The organism is Brachybacterium endophyticum (genome assembly GCF_003130585.1).
GTDB lineage: Bacteria > Actinomycetota > Actinomycetes > Actinomycetales > Dermabacteraceae > Brachybacterium > Brachybacterium endophyticum.
Genome location: NZ_QFKX01000005.1, coordinates 34458 through 50901, shown reverse-complemented (window position 1 = coordinate 50901; position 16444 = coordinate 34458). Strand labels below are relative to the sequence as shown.

The window sequence follows — 16444 nt, the reverse complement described above, 5'->3', positions numbered from 1 at the left end:
ACGCCCCAGCCGCGCCACGGTCCAGGAGTCCCTCGAGTCGCTCGAGGTGCGGCCGCTGGACCGCCTGCGCTCCTTCAAGGTCAAGCTTGGCGTCCTGGTCGCCGTCAGCGTCTGCGTCGCGGTCGTCCTGACCTGGCTGAGCCTCGCGGCAGACATGCACCCCCTGCTGACCCTCCCGCTGGTGGTGATCGCGGCGCTCGTGGTCACCCAGATCCTGGCCCGCGGCATGACCTCCCCGCTGCGGCAGATGACCAGCGCCGCGCGGGCGATGGCGCGTGGCGACTACTCCCAGCGCATCGAGACCTCCAGTCGCGACGAGGTCGGCGAGCTCGCCGACGCCTTCACCCGCATGGCCACCGAGCTGCAGACCACCGACACGGTGCGGCGCGACCTGGTCGCCAACGTCTCGCACGAGCTGCGGACCCCGGTCGCCGGGCTGCGGGCGCAGCTGGAGAACATCGTGGACGGCGTCACCGAGCCGGACCCGGCCGCGCTCGAGGTCGCGCTCACCGAGACCGAGCGGCTCTCCGACCTCGTGGACGACCTGCTGGACCTCTCCCGGATCGACGCCGGCGTGATCGACATCGATCTCGAGGAGTTCGCCCTCACCCCGTTCCTCCACGAGGCCGTGGACGCGGCCGACATGGGAGCCCGCGCGCGGGGACGGGATCTGCGCTGGGCGATCGAGGTCGAGCCCGCGGACCTCACCGCCACGGCCGACGCCCCACGCATCCGCCAGGTGATCGCGAACCTCCTGGACAACGCCTCCCGCCACTCCCCTCCCGACGGCCGGGTGCGCGTGCGCGCCGAGCGCACCACGCGGGACGACGGCGTGCTGATCCAGGTGCGCGACGAGGGCCCCGGTATCGCCCGCGCGGATCGCGAGCGGGTCTTCGAGCGCTTCCAGCACGGCGGCGGCTCGGACGGCAGCGGCGGCACCGGCCTGGGACTGGCGATCGCCCGCTGGGCGGTGGAGCTGCACGGCGGCACCATCGAGGTGATCGACGATCCCCGTCCCCGCACCGACCCCGACCGCTCCTCGGTGATCCGCCTGACGCTGCCCGACATGCCCCGCTGACACGCGCCCCGACGCGGCCGCGACCGCCCCCGCGTGATGTGCCCCTCCCCGGGGTGAGGAAGGACTCCGTCCGGGACGCGCAGAACCGCCGACCACGGGCGCAGGGACCCCCGCCCTCGGTTAGGGTGGAGATGTCCGCTCCATTCGACGTTTCATGAAGGTTGGCGATCGCAGAGTGTCACAGAAGACACCCCTCTCCGATTCCGTTGACGAGGAGCCCGAGTTCGGGCCGAACCAGTGGCTGGTGGACGAGCTCCACAACCAGTGGCGGAACGATCCCTCGAGCGTCGATCCCAGCTGGGCGGAGTACTTCCGCTCACGGACGCCGGAACCCGCCCCTGCCGGCAGCTCCGACTCGTCGGCATCCACGCCGGCCGCCCCGACGCAGCAGGCGGCCGCTCCCGAGGACTCGTCCTCGTCCTCTTCCGCCGATGCCGGCTCCCCTGCCCCCGCAGCGAACGAGCCTGCGTCCGACGACTCCTCGTCGGCCCCGGAGCAGACGTCCTCGTCCTCGGCCGAGACGACGTCCGCCGATGCTTCCGGTGCGGCCCCCGATGCCGCATCCTCCGATCATTCCCGCACCTCCCAGAAGGACGCCCCTTCCGTGAACGACAAGCCCGCCGCGAAGGTCTCCGACACCTCCGACCGCCCGATGCGGTCCACCACCCCGGTCGAGACGATCCCCGAGAGGGAGGTGCGCGAGCCGGTCCCGGTCAAGCTGCGCGGCCCGGCCGCCGCGGTGGTGCGGAACATGGACGAGTCCCTGCAGGTCCCCACCGCCACCTCGGTGCGCGACGTGCCGGTCAAGCTCCTGTTCGACAACCGCCTCGTCATCAACAACCACCTCAAGCGCAACCGGCGCGGCAAGGTCTCCTTCACCCACCTGATCGGCTGGGCGATGGTCGAGGCCATCACCGAGATGCCGGACATGAACAACGGCTTCGACGTCGACGAGAAGGGCAAGCCGCTCCTCCTCAAGCGCGAGGACGTGAACTTCGGCCTCGCGATCGACATGCCGCGGCCCGACGGCTCGCGCTCGCTCGTGGTCCCCTCGATCAAGGCCGCCCAGCAGCTGGACTTCTACAGCTTCTGGGCCAGCTACGAGGAGATCGTCAAGCGCGCCCGCAACGGCAAGCTCACGATGGACGACTTCAGCGGCACCACGGTGACCCTGACCAACCCGGGCGGTATCGGCACCGTCCATTCGATCCCGCGCCTGATGTCGGGCCAGGGCACGATCGTGGGCGTCGGCGCGATGGACTACCCCGCGCAGTTCCAGGGCGCGAGCCAGGCGACGCTCGCCGAGCTCGCGGTCTCGAAGGTCATGACGCTGACCTCGACCTACGACCACCGGATCATCCAGGGCGCCGCCTCCGGCGAGTTCCTGAAGCTGATGGCGGACAAGCTCCTGGGCAAGGACGGCTTCTACGACCGTGTCTTCGGCTCGCTGCGGATCCCCTACGAGCCCGTGCGCTGGGTCGCCGACAACCCCCTGCACGACACCGAGGCCGAGAAGCTCGCCCACGTCATGGACCTGATCCATGCGTTCCGAGTGCGCGGTCACCTGATGGCCGACACCGATCCGCTGCAGTACCGCGTGCGCACCCACCCGGACCTGGACGTGCAGACCTACGGTCTGACCCTGTGGGACCTCGACCGCACGTTCCCCACCCGCGGGCTGGGTGGCCGCAAGGAGGCCACCCTCCGCGAGATCCTGGGGATCCTGCGCGACGCCTACTGCCGCACGGTGGGCGTGGAGTACATGCACATCGCCGATCCGGAGGAGCGCCTCTGGATCCAGGAGCAGTTCGAGTCGCCGCGCAAGGAGTACTCGAAGGACCAGCTCGCCCACATCATGGATCGCCTGAACGCCGCCGAGGCGTTCGAGACCTTCCTGCAGACCAAGTTCGTGGGCCAGAAGCGCTTCAGCCTCGAGGGCGGCGAGTCCGTGATCCCGTTGCTGGACTCGATCCTCTCCGACGCCGCCCACGGTGACATCGCCGAGGTCGGCATCGGCATGGCCCACCGCGGCCGCCTCAACGTGCTCACCAATCTCGCCGGCAAGAGCTTCGGCCAGATCTTCCAGGAGTTCGACGGCTCCACGCCGGGGCTGGGTTCGGGTGACGTCAAGTACCACCTGGGCACCGAGGGCACCTACACGGCCGAGGACGGCACCACCACCAAGGTGTACCTGGCGGCGAACCCCTCGCACCTCGAGGCGGTCAACCCCGTGCTCGAGGGCATCGTGCGCGCCAAGCAGGACCAGATCGAGAGGGTCACCGACTTCCCGGTGCTGCCGATCCTGATCCACGGCGACGCCGCCTTCGCCGGCCAGGGCGTGGTCACCGAGACCCTGAACCTCTCCGAGCTGCGCGGCTACCGCACCGGCGGCACGGTGCACGTGGTCATCAACAACCAGATCGGCTTCACCACGCTGCCGGACTCCTCGCGCTCCTCGTTCTACTCGAGCGATGCCGCGAAGACCACGCAGCTGCCGATCTTCCACGTCAACGGCGACGACCCGGAGGCCTGCGTGCGGGTCGCCGAGATCGCCTTCGCCTACCGCGAGAAGTTCCACCGCGACGTGGTCATCGACATGATCTGCTACCGCCGACGGGGCCACAACGAGGGCGACGACCCGGCCATGACGCAGCCGCTGATGTACAACCTCATCAAGGACCGCCCCACGGTGCGCAAGCTCTACACCGATGCGCTCATCGAACGCGGCGACCTCACCGAGGACGAGACCGCAGCGCTGGTCAAGAACTTCCAGCAGCACCTGGACCAGGCCTTCACCGACGCCCGCAACGCCTCCAGCGAGGCGGACCCGAACAACTCGGTCCAGGGTCTGGACCTGCCCAGCTCGCAGCGCACCGGCGAGATCGTCGTGCCCGACATGACGGCCGTCAAGGCCGAGGTCCTCGAGCGCATCGGCGACGCCCACGTCGACACCCCCGAGGGCTTCACGGTGTACCCCAAGCTCGTGAACCTGATGGAGAAGCGCAAGGAGATGTCGCGCTCCGGCGGCATCGACTGGGCCTACGCCGAGCTGCTGGCCTTCGGGTCGCTGCTGATGGAGGGCACCCGCGTCCGCCTGACCGGACAGGACACGCGCCGCGGCACGTTCGTTCAGCGCCACAGCGTGCTGATCGACAGCCTGAACCAGGACACGTACACGCCGCTGCTGCACCTCTCCGAGGACCAGGCCCGCTTCAATGTCTACGACTCCTCGCTCTCGGAGTTCGCGGCGCTCGGCTTCGAGTACGGCTACTCGGTCGAGAACCCCAACGCCCTGGTGCTGTGGGAGGCGCAGTTCGGCGACTTCGTCAACGGCGCCCAGACGGTCATCGACGAGTTCATCTCAGCCTCCGAGCAGAAGTGGGGCCAGCAGTCCTCCGTGGTGATGCTTCTCCCCCACGGGTACGACGGCCAGGGACCCGACCACTCCTCCGCCCGCATCGAGCGCTTCCTGCAGATGTGCGCCGAGGACAACCTGCGGGTGTCGATGCCCTCGACGCCGGCCAGCTACTTCCACCTGCTGCGCCGCCAGGCCCGCACCGAGCCCCGCAAGCCGCTGATCGTCTTCACCCCGAAGTCGATGCTGCGCCACAAGGCCGCCGTGAGCAGCCTCGAAGACTTCACCGAGGGCACCTTCCAGCCCGTAATCCCCGACACCACGGTGGATCCGTCGAAGGTCACCCGCGTGCTGCTGACCAGCGGAAAGGTCTACTGGGACCTCGAGGCGGCACGGAGGTCGCAGGGCATCGAGGACGTCGCCATCGTGCGCCTCGAGCAGTACTACCCGCTGCCCGCCGAGGAGCTCCAGGAGGTCCTCTCGGCCTACCCCGACGCCCAGCTGGTGTGGGTCCAGGACGAGCCGCAGAACCAGGGCGCATGGGGCTTCATGGCTCTGAACTTCCCCGCCGCTGTGGGGCGTACCCTGCAGGTCGTGGCGCGACCCGCCTCCGCCTCCCCGGCCACCGGTTCCGCGAAGAACCACAAGGTCGAACAGGAGCATCTGGTCGCGCAGGCACTGCAGAACTGACGAGGAGACGACGTGGAACAGCCCGCCCCCCGCTCGGTCCCGGTCCAGCGGACCGTCCCGGCCGCCCCGGCCCCCGCGAGCGACAGGCCGATCCGCCTGATCGCCCTCGGCGAGGAGCTCCTCGCCGGTGTGGGCGATGCCCGCGCCCTGGGCTGGCTGGGGCGCGCCGTCGCCAGGGAGCAGGGTGCACGCCCGCGCATCCAGCTCTACACGAGCGCGATCCCCGGGGAGTCCTCGGCCTCTCTCGCCGAGCGCTGGGACGAGGAGGTGCGGGTGCGCGCCGACGCCGACGGGCTCGCCCAGGGCCTCGTCGAGCACCGCGTGGTGCTCGGTCTGGGCAGCGCCGACATCGACCAGGGCGTGTCCCTGGCCCGCTCCCGCCTCAACCTGGCGAAGGTCCTCGACGGCCTCGAACGGATGCGGATCCCCTCCTTCGTGGTGGGTCCGCCTCCCAGTGCTGATCGCGAGCGTTCGGCGTCGCTCGTGGAGCTCTCCGGAGCCTTCGACGACGTCTGCGCGCGCCGCCGCGTGCCCTACGTCGACACCGTGCGATCGCTCGAGGGCCACGACCAGTGGTCCTCCGATCTCGCACGCACCGGCACCGATCGCCCGGGGCAGACGGGCTACGGCCTGATGGCCTGGCTCGTGCTGCATGGTGGCTTCGGTCGCTTCCTGGGCACCTCCGACTGATCGACCCCCGAGCCTGTGACAGAATGCTGAGGTTGTCTGTCCGGGCCGAAGGAAGGAGAGCGTGATGAGCAAGCGCGGTCGCAAGCGCCGGTCCCGTCGCAAGAACGGCGCCAACCACGGCAAGCGTCCCAACACCTGAGGCGCGCGCTGCACAGCGAGCCGCCCCGCTCGGCCCATCGGCCCGGCGCACGGCCCCGTGCAGCACCTGAACATCGACGAGGCCCCCTCCGTGCGGAGGGGGCCTCGTTGCGTGTTGGGGGGGGTGGGCGCGGGGATAGGGCGGGCCTCGTTGCCTGCCAGGGCTGCGGGGAACCTCGAGCTCGGCACCGGCCCCAGGGCTTCGGGCACCGGCCCCAGGGCCTCGGAGGGACTAATAGCGCATCATCTGCCATATTTGGCAGATGATGCGCTATTAGTCCCTTAGGAGCCCAGACCCTGATGCGAAACGCTCTCCCGGTCGGCTCGACCCGACGATCAGCCGGGCATCCGCCGGTCCGTCGACCCGTCGAACCGCCGGTCCCCGGATCAGCCGAACTCGGTGCGTCGGTAGGTGGTGGAGCGGAAGGTCGCGCCGTCGGGGCCGTGCTCGACCTCGAGACGTCGGTACTGCACGCTGATGCGCTCGCGGAGCGTCGCGGGGGCCGTCTCGGCCTGGCAGCAACGACGCACCAGGTCCTTCATGGCGCGCAGGCGGGCGAACTCGGCGGCGCACTCGGGGCACCCCTCGGCGTGCTCGGTCATCCGCGCGACGACGTCGGCGGGCAGCTCGCCGTCCAGCGCCTCCTCGAGACCGAAGCGAAGGTCCCGGCGCTCGGAGTCAGTCGCACCACCGGAGTCGGGCGCACTGCCGGAGTCGGGCGCACCGCCAGCCTCTGCACCGGCCTCGCCGCGCATCTGCGGGTCCTGAACCGGGCCCTGGCGCGGGTCCTGCTCCGGCTCCACTCCCGGGCCCGTCCCGGAGCTCATCTGCTGGCTCATCGTTCCTCCTCCCCGTCGTCCTGTCCTTCGTGCGGCTGGTCCCGGAGGAAGCCGCTCGCGCGCGCGTAGTCGCTCAGCGCGTCCCGCAGCTGACGACGGCCGCGGTGCAGTCGGGACATGACGGTGCCGATCGGGGTGTCCATGATCTCGGCGATCTCCTTGTAGGCGAACCCCTCGACGTCCGCGAGGTAGACCGCCATCCGGTAGTCCTCCCGCAGCTCCTGCAGGGCCGTCTTCACGGCGGTGTCGGGCAGGCGGTCCAGCGCCTCCGCCTCCGCCGAGCGCAGACCGCGGCTGGTGTGGGACTCGACCTCCGCGAGCTGCCAGTCCTCCACGTCCTCGCTCCACGACTCGCGCGGCCGGCGCTGCTTCTGCCGGTAGGAGGAGATGTAGGTGTTGGTCATGATGCGGTACAGCCAGGCGCGCAGGTTGGTGCCCGGCGTGAACCGGTCCTGGGCCCGCAGCGCTTTCAGGTAGGTCTCCTGCACCAGGTCCTCGGCGTCCTGCGGGTTGCGCGTCATGCGCAGTGCACCGCCGTAGAGGGAGTCGAGGTGCGCGAGCGACTCCGCCTCGAAGTCGAAGTCGGCGGGAGCGGTGCTCGCGCCATCGGCGCCGGGGGCACGGTCGCCGTCATGATCGGTGGTGGTCATCAGGCTCCACGGTACGTCACGGGTCCCCGCCGCGAACGGGCTACGAGGATCCACCGCAGCCGCCGAGAGGGCGTCGGCAGTGGTCACGTGTCCGGTCGTCCCGGGAACCGCAGGTGCACGGGGAGCAGACCGATCGGCCACCAGGGTGCTGCCCACGCTCGCCCTCCTGCGTGCTTCGTCTCGACGATCCACCCGCGCCGGATGGATCCTTCCGTCCTCCGTCAACGCCGACGCGGACCCGGATGTTCCCTGCGGCCCCACGCGGGCCGCCGGACTGTGAGCGCGCACGCACCCCTCCTGCACGCGCGATAGGCTGGTCACATCGCCGGGTCCGTCCCGGTCGACCATCGACCCCGAGACGTGAGGACACCATGTCGCTGATCCGCCGCATCGCCCGCCCCGCACTCGCCGCTCCCTTCATCTTCCAGGGTGTGCGCACCGCGATCTCGCCCGAGCGTGAGATCGAGATCGCGCCCTCGGCCTTCGCGCAGCTCGACAAGACGCTGGAGAGCTCCCAGGCCCCGGGCTTCGTCGACGCCCGCGCCGTGCTCCGCGTGAGCGGTGCCGTCGCCGCGACCGCCGGTCTCGCCTACGCCAGCGGCAAGGCGCCGCGCGCCGCCGCCGGCGTGCTGCTGCTGACCACGAGCGTCGGCCTGGCCGGTCGCAAGAAGATCTGGGAGCTGCGCGGCGAGGAGCGCCTGGACGAGATCAAGTCCCTCCTCAGCGACGTCGGTCTGCTGGGCGGCGTGATGATCGCGGTCCTGGACCGCGAGGGGCGCCCCTCGCTGGGCTACCAGTGGGGCCAGTTCGTCGAGCACAGCCAGAAGCAGGCCGAGCAGCGGCAGCGCAAGCTCTCCAAGAAGGCGGGCAAGGTCTCGGAGAAGGCCGGCGAGGTCTCCAAGAAGGCCGGCAAGAAGGCCGACGACGTCACCAAGCAGGCGCAGAAGGCATCGCAGAAGCTCGCCCAGCAGCACGGCTGATCGATGTCGGAGGTCACCTGGACCGCCCCTCTCGCCGACGGTCCCGTGGACGCGCTCGTGCGCGTGCCGGGGTCGAAGTCCCTCACCGCGCGCTGGATGATGCTGGCGGCGATCGCCGAGGGGCCCAGCGACCTGACCGGTGTGCTGGTCTCCCGGGACACCCGTCTGATGCGCGACGCCCTCGAACGCCTGGGCGCGAGCCTGAGCGTCGAGGGCGAGGCGCTGCGGATCTCCCCGATCCCACCGCCCGCCGAGCATCCGGTCGACCCGATCGAGATCCACACGGGTCTGGCGGGCACGGTGATGCGCTTCGTGCCGCTGCTGGCGGCGCTGCACCACGGGGATGTCGCCTTCACCGGTGACGACTCGGCCCTGCTGCGGCCGATGGGGCCCGTGATTGAGGCGCTGCGCTCCCTGGGCGTCGAGGTCACCGAAACCGGCGAGGCGGGGCATCTGCCCTTCGTCGTGCACGGCAAGGGCACCCTCGGCGGCGGCAGCATCGACGTGGACGCCTCGGCCTCGAGCCAGTTCATCTCGAACCTGCTGCTGGTCGGCGCGCGCTGCGAGCAGGACCTCCGCATCCGCCACGTGGGCGAGTCGCTGCCCTCGCTCCCGCACATCGAGATGACGATGACCGAGATGCGTCGGGCCGGTCTCGAGGTGGACCACGCCCAGGAGGCAGACGGCACCCACGTGTGGTCCGTGACCTCCGGGCCGGTCGCCTTCGAGGACGTGCGGATCGAGCCGGACCTCTCCAACGCCGGCCCGTTCCTTGCCGCCGCGCTGGTCACCGGGGGCGAGATCGCCATCAGCGACTGGCCCGAGCAGACCGATCAGCCCGGGGACGCCTTCCGCACCCTGCTGACCCGCATGGGCGCCGAGTGCTGGCGCGAGGAGGGCGACGTCTGCTTCCGCGGCACCGGCACGATCCACGGTATCGACGCCGACCTCTCGGCCACCGGGGAGCTCACGCCCACCATCGCCGCCCTCGCGGCGCTCGCGGACTCCCCCAGCCATCTGCGCGGCATCAAGCATCTGCGGGGCCACGAGACCGACAGGATCCATGCCCTGGCCACCGAGCTCTCGAAGCTGGGCTGTCGGACCGTCGAGCACGAGGACTCCCTCGAGATCCACCCGGGCCCGCTGACCGGCACCGAGTTCGAGACCTACGAGGACCACCGGATCGCCACCGCCGGCGCGATCATCGGCCTGCGCGTCCCGGACGTGCAGGTGGTGGACATCGCGACCACCCAGAAGACCCTCCCCGATTTCGTGGGCATGTGGCTGGCGATGCTGCACACCGACGACGAGGCGGTCGATCAGCGGTGAGCCGCAGGATCCGGGACCTGGACGAGTCCGACGTCCGGATCCGCCCCAACCGCCGGGGCTCCCGCCCGCGCACGAAGATCCGTCCCCGGCACGAGGACGCCGAGGACGCCTTCGTCACGGCCGTGGACCGGGGCCGCTGGCGCACGGTCATCGGCTCCGGCACCGACGACGAGCGTCTGGTCACCGCGATGCGCGCCCGCGAGCTCGGTCGCACGCCGATCGTCCCCGGCGACGTCGTCGGCCTGGTGGGCGACACCAGCGGGAGGGATGGCACGCTCGCGCGGATCGTGAAGGTCCAGAAGCGCAGCTCGTTCCTGCGCCGCAGCGCCGACGACGACGACGCGACCGAGCGGCCCCTGGTCGCGAACACGGACCTGATGGTGATCGTGACGGCGCTGGCGGACCCCGAGCCCCGCGGTGGCATGATCGACCGCTGCCTGGTCGCCGCCTGGGTCGCCGGGATCCCTGCGCTGCTGTGCCTGACGAAGTCGGATCTGCGGGATCCCGAGGACTTCCTCTCCCAGTACGCGCCGCTGGGGGTCGAGCACGTGGTCACGCACCTGGACGAGGCCGGTGAGGTGTCGGGGATCGAGCAGCTCGCCTCGCATCTGCAAGGGCGTACCAGCGTGCTCATCGGGCACTCAGGGGTCGGCAAGTCCACGCTCCTGAACTCCCTGGTGCCCGGCGCGGACCGCGCCACCGGCAGCGTCAACGACGTCACCGGCCGCGGCCGGCACACCTCCTCCTCGGCCCTCGCCCTGCGCCTGCCCGACGACTCCGGCTGGGTGATCGACACGCCCGGCGTGCGCTCCTTCGGACTCGGGCACGTCTCCCCCGAGGAGCTCCTGGAGGCCTTCACCGACCTCGCGCTGCTGGCCGAGCAGTGCCCGCGGGACTGCTCCCATGCGGCCGACGCGCCGGACTGCGCGCTCGACGGGGCGGTCGAGCGGGGTGAGGCCGGCCCGGCGGGCCCGGAACGTCTGGCCTCTTACCGTCGGTTGGACGAGGCGCTGCGGCGCAACGACCCCTGGGAGGCGTGAGCGCGCCGAGCCCCGGACCGTGCGCAGCGGCCCGCGGTTCGGGCGCGCACCGAGCGGCGCACGCGAGGCCGTAGGGTGTGGCCATGTCTTCCTACGCCGATGATCTGCGGCTCGCCCATGTCCTCGCCGACGCGGTCGACCAGCTCACCCTGTCCCGCTTCAAGGCCCAGGACCTCGCGATCGAGACCAAGCCGGATCTGACCGAGGTGACCGACGCGGATCGTTCGGCCGAGGAGCTCGTGCGCAGCCAGCTCTCCCGTTCGCGGTCGCGCGACCAGGTGATCGGCGAGGAGTTCGGCTCCAGCGGGCACTCGCCGCGGCAGTGGATCATCGACCCCATCGACGGCACCAGCAACTTCGTGCGTGGTGTGCCGGTGTGGGGCACGCTGATCGGGCTCGTCGAGGACGGCGAGCCGGTGGTGGGCCTGGTCAGCGCCCCCGCGCTCTCGCGCCGCTGGTGGGCGGGCGTGGGCACCGGCGCTTGGACGGGCACGCGCCTGAACTCCGCGACCCGCATGCAGGTCTCCGAGGTCGACGAGATCGAGAGCGCCTCGCTGTCCTACTCCTCCCTGCACGGCTGGGCCGACATCGAGCGGCTCCCCCAGATGCTCAACTTCATGCAGCGCTTCTGGCGCACCCGCGCCTACGGCGACTTCTGGTCCTACATGCTGCTGGCCGAGGGCGCCGTGGACGTCGCCACCGAGCCCGAGCTGAAGCTGCACGACATGGCAGCGCTCGCCCCCATCGTCACCGAGGCGGGCGGCCGCTTCTCCTCGCTCGACGGGGAGGACGGTCCGTTCGGCGGCAACGCCGTCGCCACCAACGGCCGCCTGCACGAGGAGACCCTCGAGGCCCTCGCCGCCCGCGACTGATCCCGGGGCGGGCAGCGGCGTGGAAGTCCCTGCGCCGGTACCGCCACGGACCCTCGTCCGAGCCGCGGCACGACGGGCATGCGCCCGGGCCCGGCCGATACGATGGAGCGGTCCACGCGCCGCGCGGTCCGTCGGCCCGCGCGCGCACGTTCCCGGAACCCGCGAAGGACCCCACCCATGACGATCAAGCGCGTCGCCCTGCTCACCGCCGGTGGCTATGCCCCCTGCCTCTCCTCGGCCGTCGCCGGTCTCATCGAGCGCTACACCGAGCTGGTCCCCGACGTCGAGATCATCGCCTACAAGCACGGCTACTGGGGTCTGCTGTCGGGCGAGAAGATCGTGGTCGACGACGAGGTCCGCGCCCACGCCGGCGTGCTCCACAACTACGGCGGCTCCCCCATCGGCAACTCCCGCGTGAAGCTCACGAACACCGCGGACCTGGTCAAGCGCGGACTGATCCAGGAGGGTGAGGACGCTCTCGAGGTCGCGGCCAACAAGCTCAAGGCCGACGGCGTGGACGTTCTCCACACCATCGGCGGCGACGACACCAACACCACCGCCGCGGATCTCGCCAAGCACCTGCACGACAACGGCTTCGACCTGCAGGTCGTCGGCCTGCCGAAGACGATCGACAACGACATCGTGCCGATCCGCCAGTCGCTGGGAGCGAAGACCGCGGCGGAGCAGACCAGCGTCTTCGCCCAGAACGTCCTGGCCGAGCACGGCTCGAACCCGAGGATGCTGATCATCCACGAGATCATGGGGCGTTCCTGCGGCTACCTCACCGCGCAGGCGGCCGAGTACTACCAGCAGTGGCACTCCCAGCAGCAGTGGCTGCCGCAGATCGGGCACTCGGCCGAGCGCTGGGACGTCCACGCGGTGTTCCTGCCGGAGATGGCCCTGGACATCGACGGTGAGGCCGAGCGCCTGAAGGGCGTCATGGACTCCGCGGGCTGCGTGAACATCTTCCTGTCCGAGGGCGCGGGCATCCCCGAGATCGTCGCCGAGATGCAGGCGCGCGGCGAGGAGCCCGAGAAGGACCCCTTCGGCCACGTCAAGCTCGACACCATCAACCCCGGCCAGTGGTTCGCGAGGCAGTTCGCCGAGAAGCTGGGCGCCGAGAAGGTCATGGTCCAGAAGTCCGGCTACTTCGCGCGTTCCGCGAAGGCCAACGCCGACGACCTGCGACTGATCAAGTCGATGACCGATCTCGCGGTGCAGGTGGCCCTCGAGGGCGGCACCGGCGTGATCGGGCACGACGAGGAGCAGGGCAACCTGCTGCGCGCGGTCGAGTTCGAGCGCATCGCCGGCCACAAGGCCTTCGACATCTCCCAGTCCTGGTTCCAGGACGTCATGGGCCGGATCGGCCAGAAGGTCGAGCCCGCCGAGGCGAACTGATCCCGCGCGCCCGTCGTCCCCTGGGCGGCGGGCGCGCGTGCTGGTTCCCGGCCCGCTGTCACCGGCCGCGAGCCGGCTCAGCCTCGGTGCTGGTCGATCTCCGCGTAGGACTGCAGCCAGGCGTCGGCGATCAGTCGGTGCCCGGCGATGCTGGGATGCACGCCGTCCTCGGCGATGGTCGCGGGGGTGTGGCCGTCGGCGTAGGCGCGCTCGAGGATCTCCTCGGTGTCCACGATCGCGTGCCCGAACTCGCGGGCGAGATCGCGGACCCGGGCCACCTTCTCGTCGAGGTCCTCGTGGTAGCGGGCCTTCTCCTCGTCGATGTCGGCGACGAACGGGAGGATCAGGATCACGGGCGTTCCCGGACGGATCGCCGACAGCTGGTCCAGCAGGTACCGGTACTCGGCCTCGAAGTCGTCGGCCGAGGTCGCGTCGTCGCTGTCGTAACGGCGCCAGGTGTCGTTCACGCCCACGTAGATCGTGACCACGTCCGGGGCGTGGTCGAGGCAGTCCGGATCGAAGCGGCTCACGAGGTCTCGCACCCGATCGCCTCCGATCCCCGTGTTCACGACCGTGGATCCCGGCTCGTGGGCGGCGATGTGCTCGGCGATCAGCCGCACGTACCCGAAGCCGAGGTGCTCGGGATCCTCGCGCCGTCCGGCATCGGTGATGGAGTCACCGATGAAGAGCAGACTGCGGGAGGGGACGGCGTCGTTCATGCGCAGATCTTCTCAGAGCGCGCAGGGAACCGCCTACGATCTCTCACATCCGGTGGTCTCCGTGCCCCGGCCCGCACCGACCGCTGCCGAGAGGCCCTCATGCGCCTGCGTCCACCGTCACGCGCCGTCTCCGATCACACCGGCCGCGGCGGCCCCGAGGCCACGACGGCCTCGATCGGGCCGCACCGGGTACTGCATCTCGAGGACGTCGCGGGCGGGTCGGGGGAAGCGGACGGCGCGCCGACCGTGGTGCTCGAGGCCGGCGCCGCGTCCACCCGTTCGATCTGGGCGCTCGTCCGGCAGGGGCTCGCGGGGCACGTGCGCTCCGTGGCCTACGACCGGGCAGGCCTGGGCAGGAGTCCGGCCGCCGCGGGACCGCGCCGGCTGGAACAGCTCGCCGACGATCTGAACGCACTCCTCGACACGCTGGAGGTCACCATCCCGGGCGGAGCAAGCCCAGGATTCGTCCTCGTGGGTCACAGCTGGGGCGGTCCGATCGTGCGGCTCGCCGCCGCGCACAGGCCAGAGCGGATCCGCGGGCTGGTGCTCCTGGACCCCGCCGACGAGCTGTGCGAGTACTACTTCACGGCAGGTTTCTCCCGCATGAACCGGATACAGGGTGTGCTGTTCCCTCCGCTGGCGTGTCTGGGCGTGCTGGGTCCGATGTACGCGAGGACCGTGCCGATGCTGCCCGAGCGTGCGCGCCGGGACTCCCGGGCCGAGATGTACACGCCGAAGGCCGTGCGCACGCAGATCGCAGAGAGTGCTGACATGGCCGGTGACCTGGTCGAACTCCGTGATCTCGTCGCGGCGTACGACGGACCTGCTGTGCCTGTCACCGTGGTGTCCGGTGCGAGCAGCGCAGGCGTCGGGGCGTCGCTGCGAGCGCAGCTGAACGAGGCGCACCGGCGGCGAGCAGAGCGAGGGGATCCGGGGCGGTTCGTTCTCGCCGAGTCGTCGGGGCATCTGGTGATGCTCACGCAGCCCGAACTGGTCTGTGCGGAGATTCTGCGTGTGGCCCGTCTCCAGAGGCGCTGACGGACATCAGATCCCATCGTGCGCTGCCCGCCACGCTCGGACTCCGGGAAAGCAGAAGGCCCCCGGTCCGTTTCCGGACCGAGGGCCTTCATCTCGTAGCGGGGGCAGGATTTGAACCTACGACCTCCGGGCTACTGCGGCCAATACTGGGAGTCCCCTGGCAGTTTGGCACATCAGCGCAGCTCATCTGCACATACATGATCTCCCAGATCGCTCCAGAAGCTCCTCCATTCCTCCGGATTGAGGGATTCTTGCGTATAGGTTTGCGTATAGGTTTGGGCCATGACGAAGAGACGCGCACTGGCCGCGAGGACCAGACTCAGCGAGGGCGAGCACAGCATCGATCGGGCACAGGTGACGGACCTCCGAGATGAGGCCGGCAAGGTCATCAGCCGTCGGCTCGCGTGGTCGATCCTGTTGCCGGGCGACGCGAAGCCCACGCGCAGGTTCACCCAAGGTCCTCCCCGGAGTACCGACACGGCGATCCGCAACAAGGCACGGGCTACTGCTGTAGACATGCTCGAGGAGCACACTCGAGGCGGCGCGTCTGACTGGACCCGACGCTCGTCGCTCAGCGAGTTCTGCGAGGCCGTCGTCAGGCCCGACATCATCAATGCGCCCAACCTCTCCGAGATGACGCGCAAGGCATACGCGGCATCGCTCGATCTGCTGCTCGGCAAGTGCGATGGCCAATCGCACGAAGCGGTTCAGCACGACAAGGCGCTGGGCCCCAAGACGATCCAGGCCGCCACCAAGATGCTCGCGATCGAAGCCTGCCTCAAAGAGATCTCGGAGCTCCACGGCAAGGAGACTTCCCGTCGAGCTCGTTCAGTCCTCACTGGATGGGTGTTCCGCAACCTCCGCCGTCACGAGCTCCTCGAGACCAACCCGATCAAGGGAGAACGAATCGACCTCACGTCAATGGCTCGTCAGCGAGAAGGCGTGTCTTCGGGACCTGCCGTTGCCCTCACGCGAGACGAATACAACCGCGTCGTGGACTACTTGGTCGCGATGGACCCGTCGCAGGGAATCGCCGCGCCCAGGAGGGGGCGCTGGGGACTCGAGCACCGCGTGACGATGCGACGGAACATGATCTCGTTGACGCTGATCCAGGCAGGAACCGGCCTGAGGATCTCGGAGGCCCGACAGGCGTGGCGAGGGCTGGTCCGCGACGACGTCGAGCACGTCTCGATCGATGTTCATCAGTCGATCGCCAAGGGAGGTATCCCCCGTCTTGCCCACGTGCTCGACCAGCGGACGACTTGGCGCATTCGGGAGCTTCTTCTTGCCCACCCAGAAGACCCCGAGGACACACTGATTGTCGGCCAAGCGGGCGACAGGACTAAGGTCTGGGAATTGGCCAAGGTGCGAGCTGAAGCCCGGGCACTGTACGACCAGCTCGCGTACGCGCTCGACATCGCGAAGCTGTCGATGCCGGGACACCTCACGCACATCTGGCGCACGACCATGAACATGCAGTTGATGGCAGCGGGTGTACCCCCTGCCGCTCGCGCGCAGCAGTTGGGGCACACCGAGCAGGTCGCGTTGGACTACTACACCTCGGCGATGCCCATCGAGATGGCCGCGGAAGCAAGCGCCGCGATCTTCGCCGGCTGATGCGACCAAC

14 protein-coding genes are annotated in these 16444 nt (G+C 69.9%); 11 read left to right on the top strand and 3 right to left on the bottom strand.

The features are described from left to right. Positions 1–46: 46 nt before the first annotated feature. The 4 genes from DEO23_RS12340 to DEO23_RS16625 all read left to right on the top strand — a co-directional run bounded on the left by DEO23_RS12340 (position 47) and on the right by DEO23_RS16625 (position 5952). The gene (locus DEO23_RS12340; protein WP_109276336.1) at positions 47–1078 is read left to right on the top strand and encodes a HAMP domain-containing sensor histidine kinase; all 1032 of its coding nucleotides are present in this window, start codon (positions 47–49) and stop codon (positions 1076–1078) included. Between the two features lie 154 nt (positions 1079–1232). Further along, positions 1233–5123 carry a multifunctional oxoglutarate decarboxylase/oxoglutarate dehydrogenase thiamine pyrophosphate-binding subunit/dihydrolipoyllysine-residue succinyltransferase subunit gene (locus DEO23_RS12335; protein ID WP_109276335.1) on the top strand — a complete coding sequence of 1297 codons (3891 nt, stop codon included), beginning with the start codon at positions 1233–1235 and terminating at the stop codon, positions 5121–5123. 12 nt (positions 5124–5135) lie between these two features. Beyond that, a complete protein-coding gene (locus tag DEO23_RS12330; RefSeq protein WP_109276334.1) occupies positions 5136–5813 on the top strand; it encodes a GDSL-type esterase/lipase family protein in 678 nt (225 codons plus the stop codon). A 64-nt stretch (positions 5814–5877) separates the two neighbouring features. Next, the gene (locus DEO23_RS16625) at positions 5878–5952 is read left to right on the top strand and encodes a 50S ribosomal protein bL37 (protein ID WP_370645926.1); all 75 of its coding nucleotides are present in this window, start codon (positions 5878–5880) and stop codon (positions 5950–5952) included. Positions 5953–6338: 386 nt separating this feature from the next. On the opposite strand, the gene DEO23_RS16255 is transcribed toward DEO23_RS16625, so the two are convergent. Together DEO23_RS16255 and DEO23_RS12320 are read right to left on the bottom strand one after the other, a co-directional pair. Continuing rightward, positions 6339–6791 carry a zf-HC2 domain-containing protein gene (locus DEO23_RS16255; RefSeq protein ID WP_205678963.1) on the bottom strand — a complete coding sequence of 151 codons (453 nt, stop codon included), beginning with the start codon at positions 6789–6791 and terminating at the stop codon, positions 6339–6341. Then, positions 6788–7441: a sigma-70 family RNA polymerase sigma factor gene (locus DEO23_RS12320; protein ID WP_109276333.1), complete on the bottom strand. Its 654-nt coding sequence runs from the start codon at positions 7439–7441 to the stop codon at positions 6788–6790. Before DEO23_RS12320 ends, DEO23_RS16255 begins: the two co-directional genes overlap by 4 nt. A 371-nt stretch (positions 7442–7812) precedes the next feature. Between DEO23_RS12320 and DEO23_RS12315 the strand changes: the two genes are divergently transcribed. From DEO23_RS12315 to DEO23_RS12295, 5 genes are all read left to right on the top strand, one after another. Beyond that, positions 7813–8421 carry a hypothetical protein gene (locus DEO23_RS12315; protein WP_240613385.1) on the top strand — a complete coding sequence of 203 codons (609 nt, stop codon included), beginning with the start codon at positions 7813–7815 and terminating at the stop codon, positions 8419–8421. A 3-nt stretch (positions 8422–8424) separates the two neighbouring features. Beyond that, a complete protein-coding gene (aroA, locus tag DEO23_RS12310; RefSeq protein ID WP_109276332.1) occupies positions 8425–9750 on the top strand; it encodes a 3-phosphoshikimate 1-carboxyvinyltransferase in 1326 nt (441 codons plus the stop codon). Next, a complete protein-coding gene (rsgA, locus tag DEO23_RS12305; protein ID WP_109276331.1) occupies positions 9747–10790 on the top strand; it encodes a ribosome small subunit-dependent GTPase A in 1044 nt (347 codons plus the stop codon). Before aroA ends, rsgA begins: the two co-directional genes overlap by 4 nt. 83 nt (positions 10791–10873) lie before the next feature. Further along, positions 10874–11662, top strand: coding sequence for an inositol monophosphatase family protein (locus DEO23_RS12300; protein ID WP_109276330.1), 789 nt, complete (start codon positions 10874–10876; stop codon positions 11660–11662). Positions 11663–11839: 177 nt separating this feature from the next. After that, positions 11840–13060, top strand: a complete 1221-nt coding sequence (locus DEO23_RS12295; RefSeq protein ID WP_109276329.1) for a pyrophosphate--fructose-6-phosphate 1-phosphotransferase — start codon at positions 11840–11842, stop codon at positions 13058–13060. A gap of 77 nt (positions 13061–13137) precedes the next feature. Here DEO23_RS12295 and DEO23_RS12290 read toward each other — a convergent pair whose 3' ends face one another. Beyond that, complete coding sequence (locus DEO23_RS12290; protein WP_109276328.1) at positions 13138–13779, bottom strand: SGNH/GDSL hydrolase family protein; 642 nt, start codon at positions 13777–13779, stop codon at positions 13138–13140. A gap of 99 nt (positions 13780–13878) precedes the next feature. Between DEO23_RS12290 and DEO23_RS12285 the strand changes: the two genes are divergently transcribed. Continuing rightward, positions 13879–14817: an alpha/beta fold hydrolase gene (locus DEO23_RS12285; RefSeq protein WP_109276327.1), complete on the top strand. Its 939-nt coding sequence runs from the start codon at positions 13879–13881 to the stop codon at positions 14815–14817. 282 nt (positions 14818–15099) lie between these two features. Further along, the gene (locus DEO23_RS12280) at positions 15100–16434 is read left to right on the top strand and encodes a site-specific integrase (protein WP_109276326.1); all 1335 of its coding nucleotides are present in this window, start codon (positions 15100–15102) and stop codon (positions 16432–16434) included. The last annotated feature ends 10 nt before the right edge of the window (positions 16435–16444 follow it).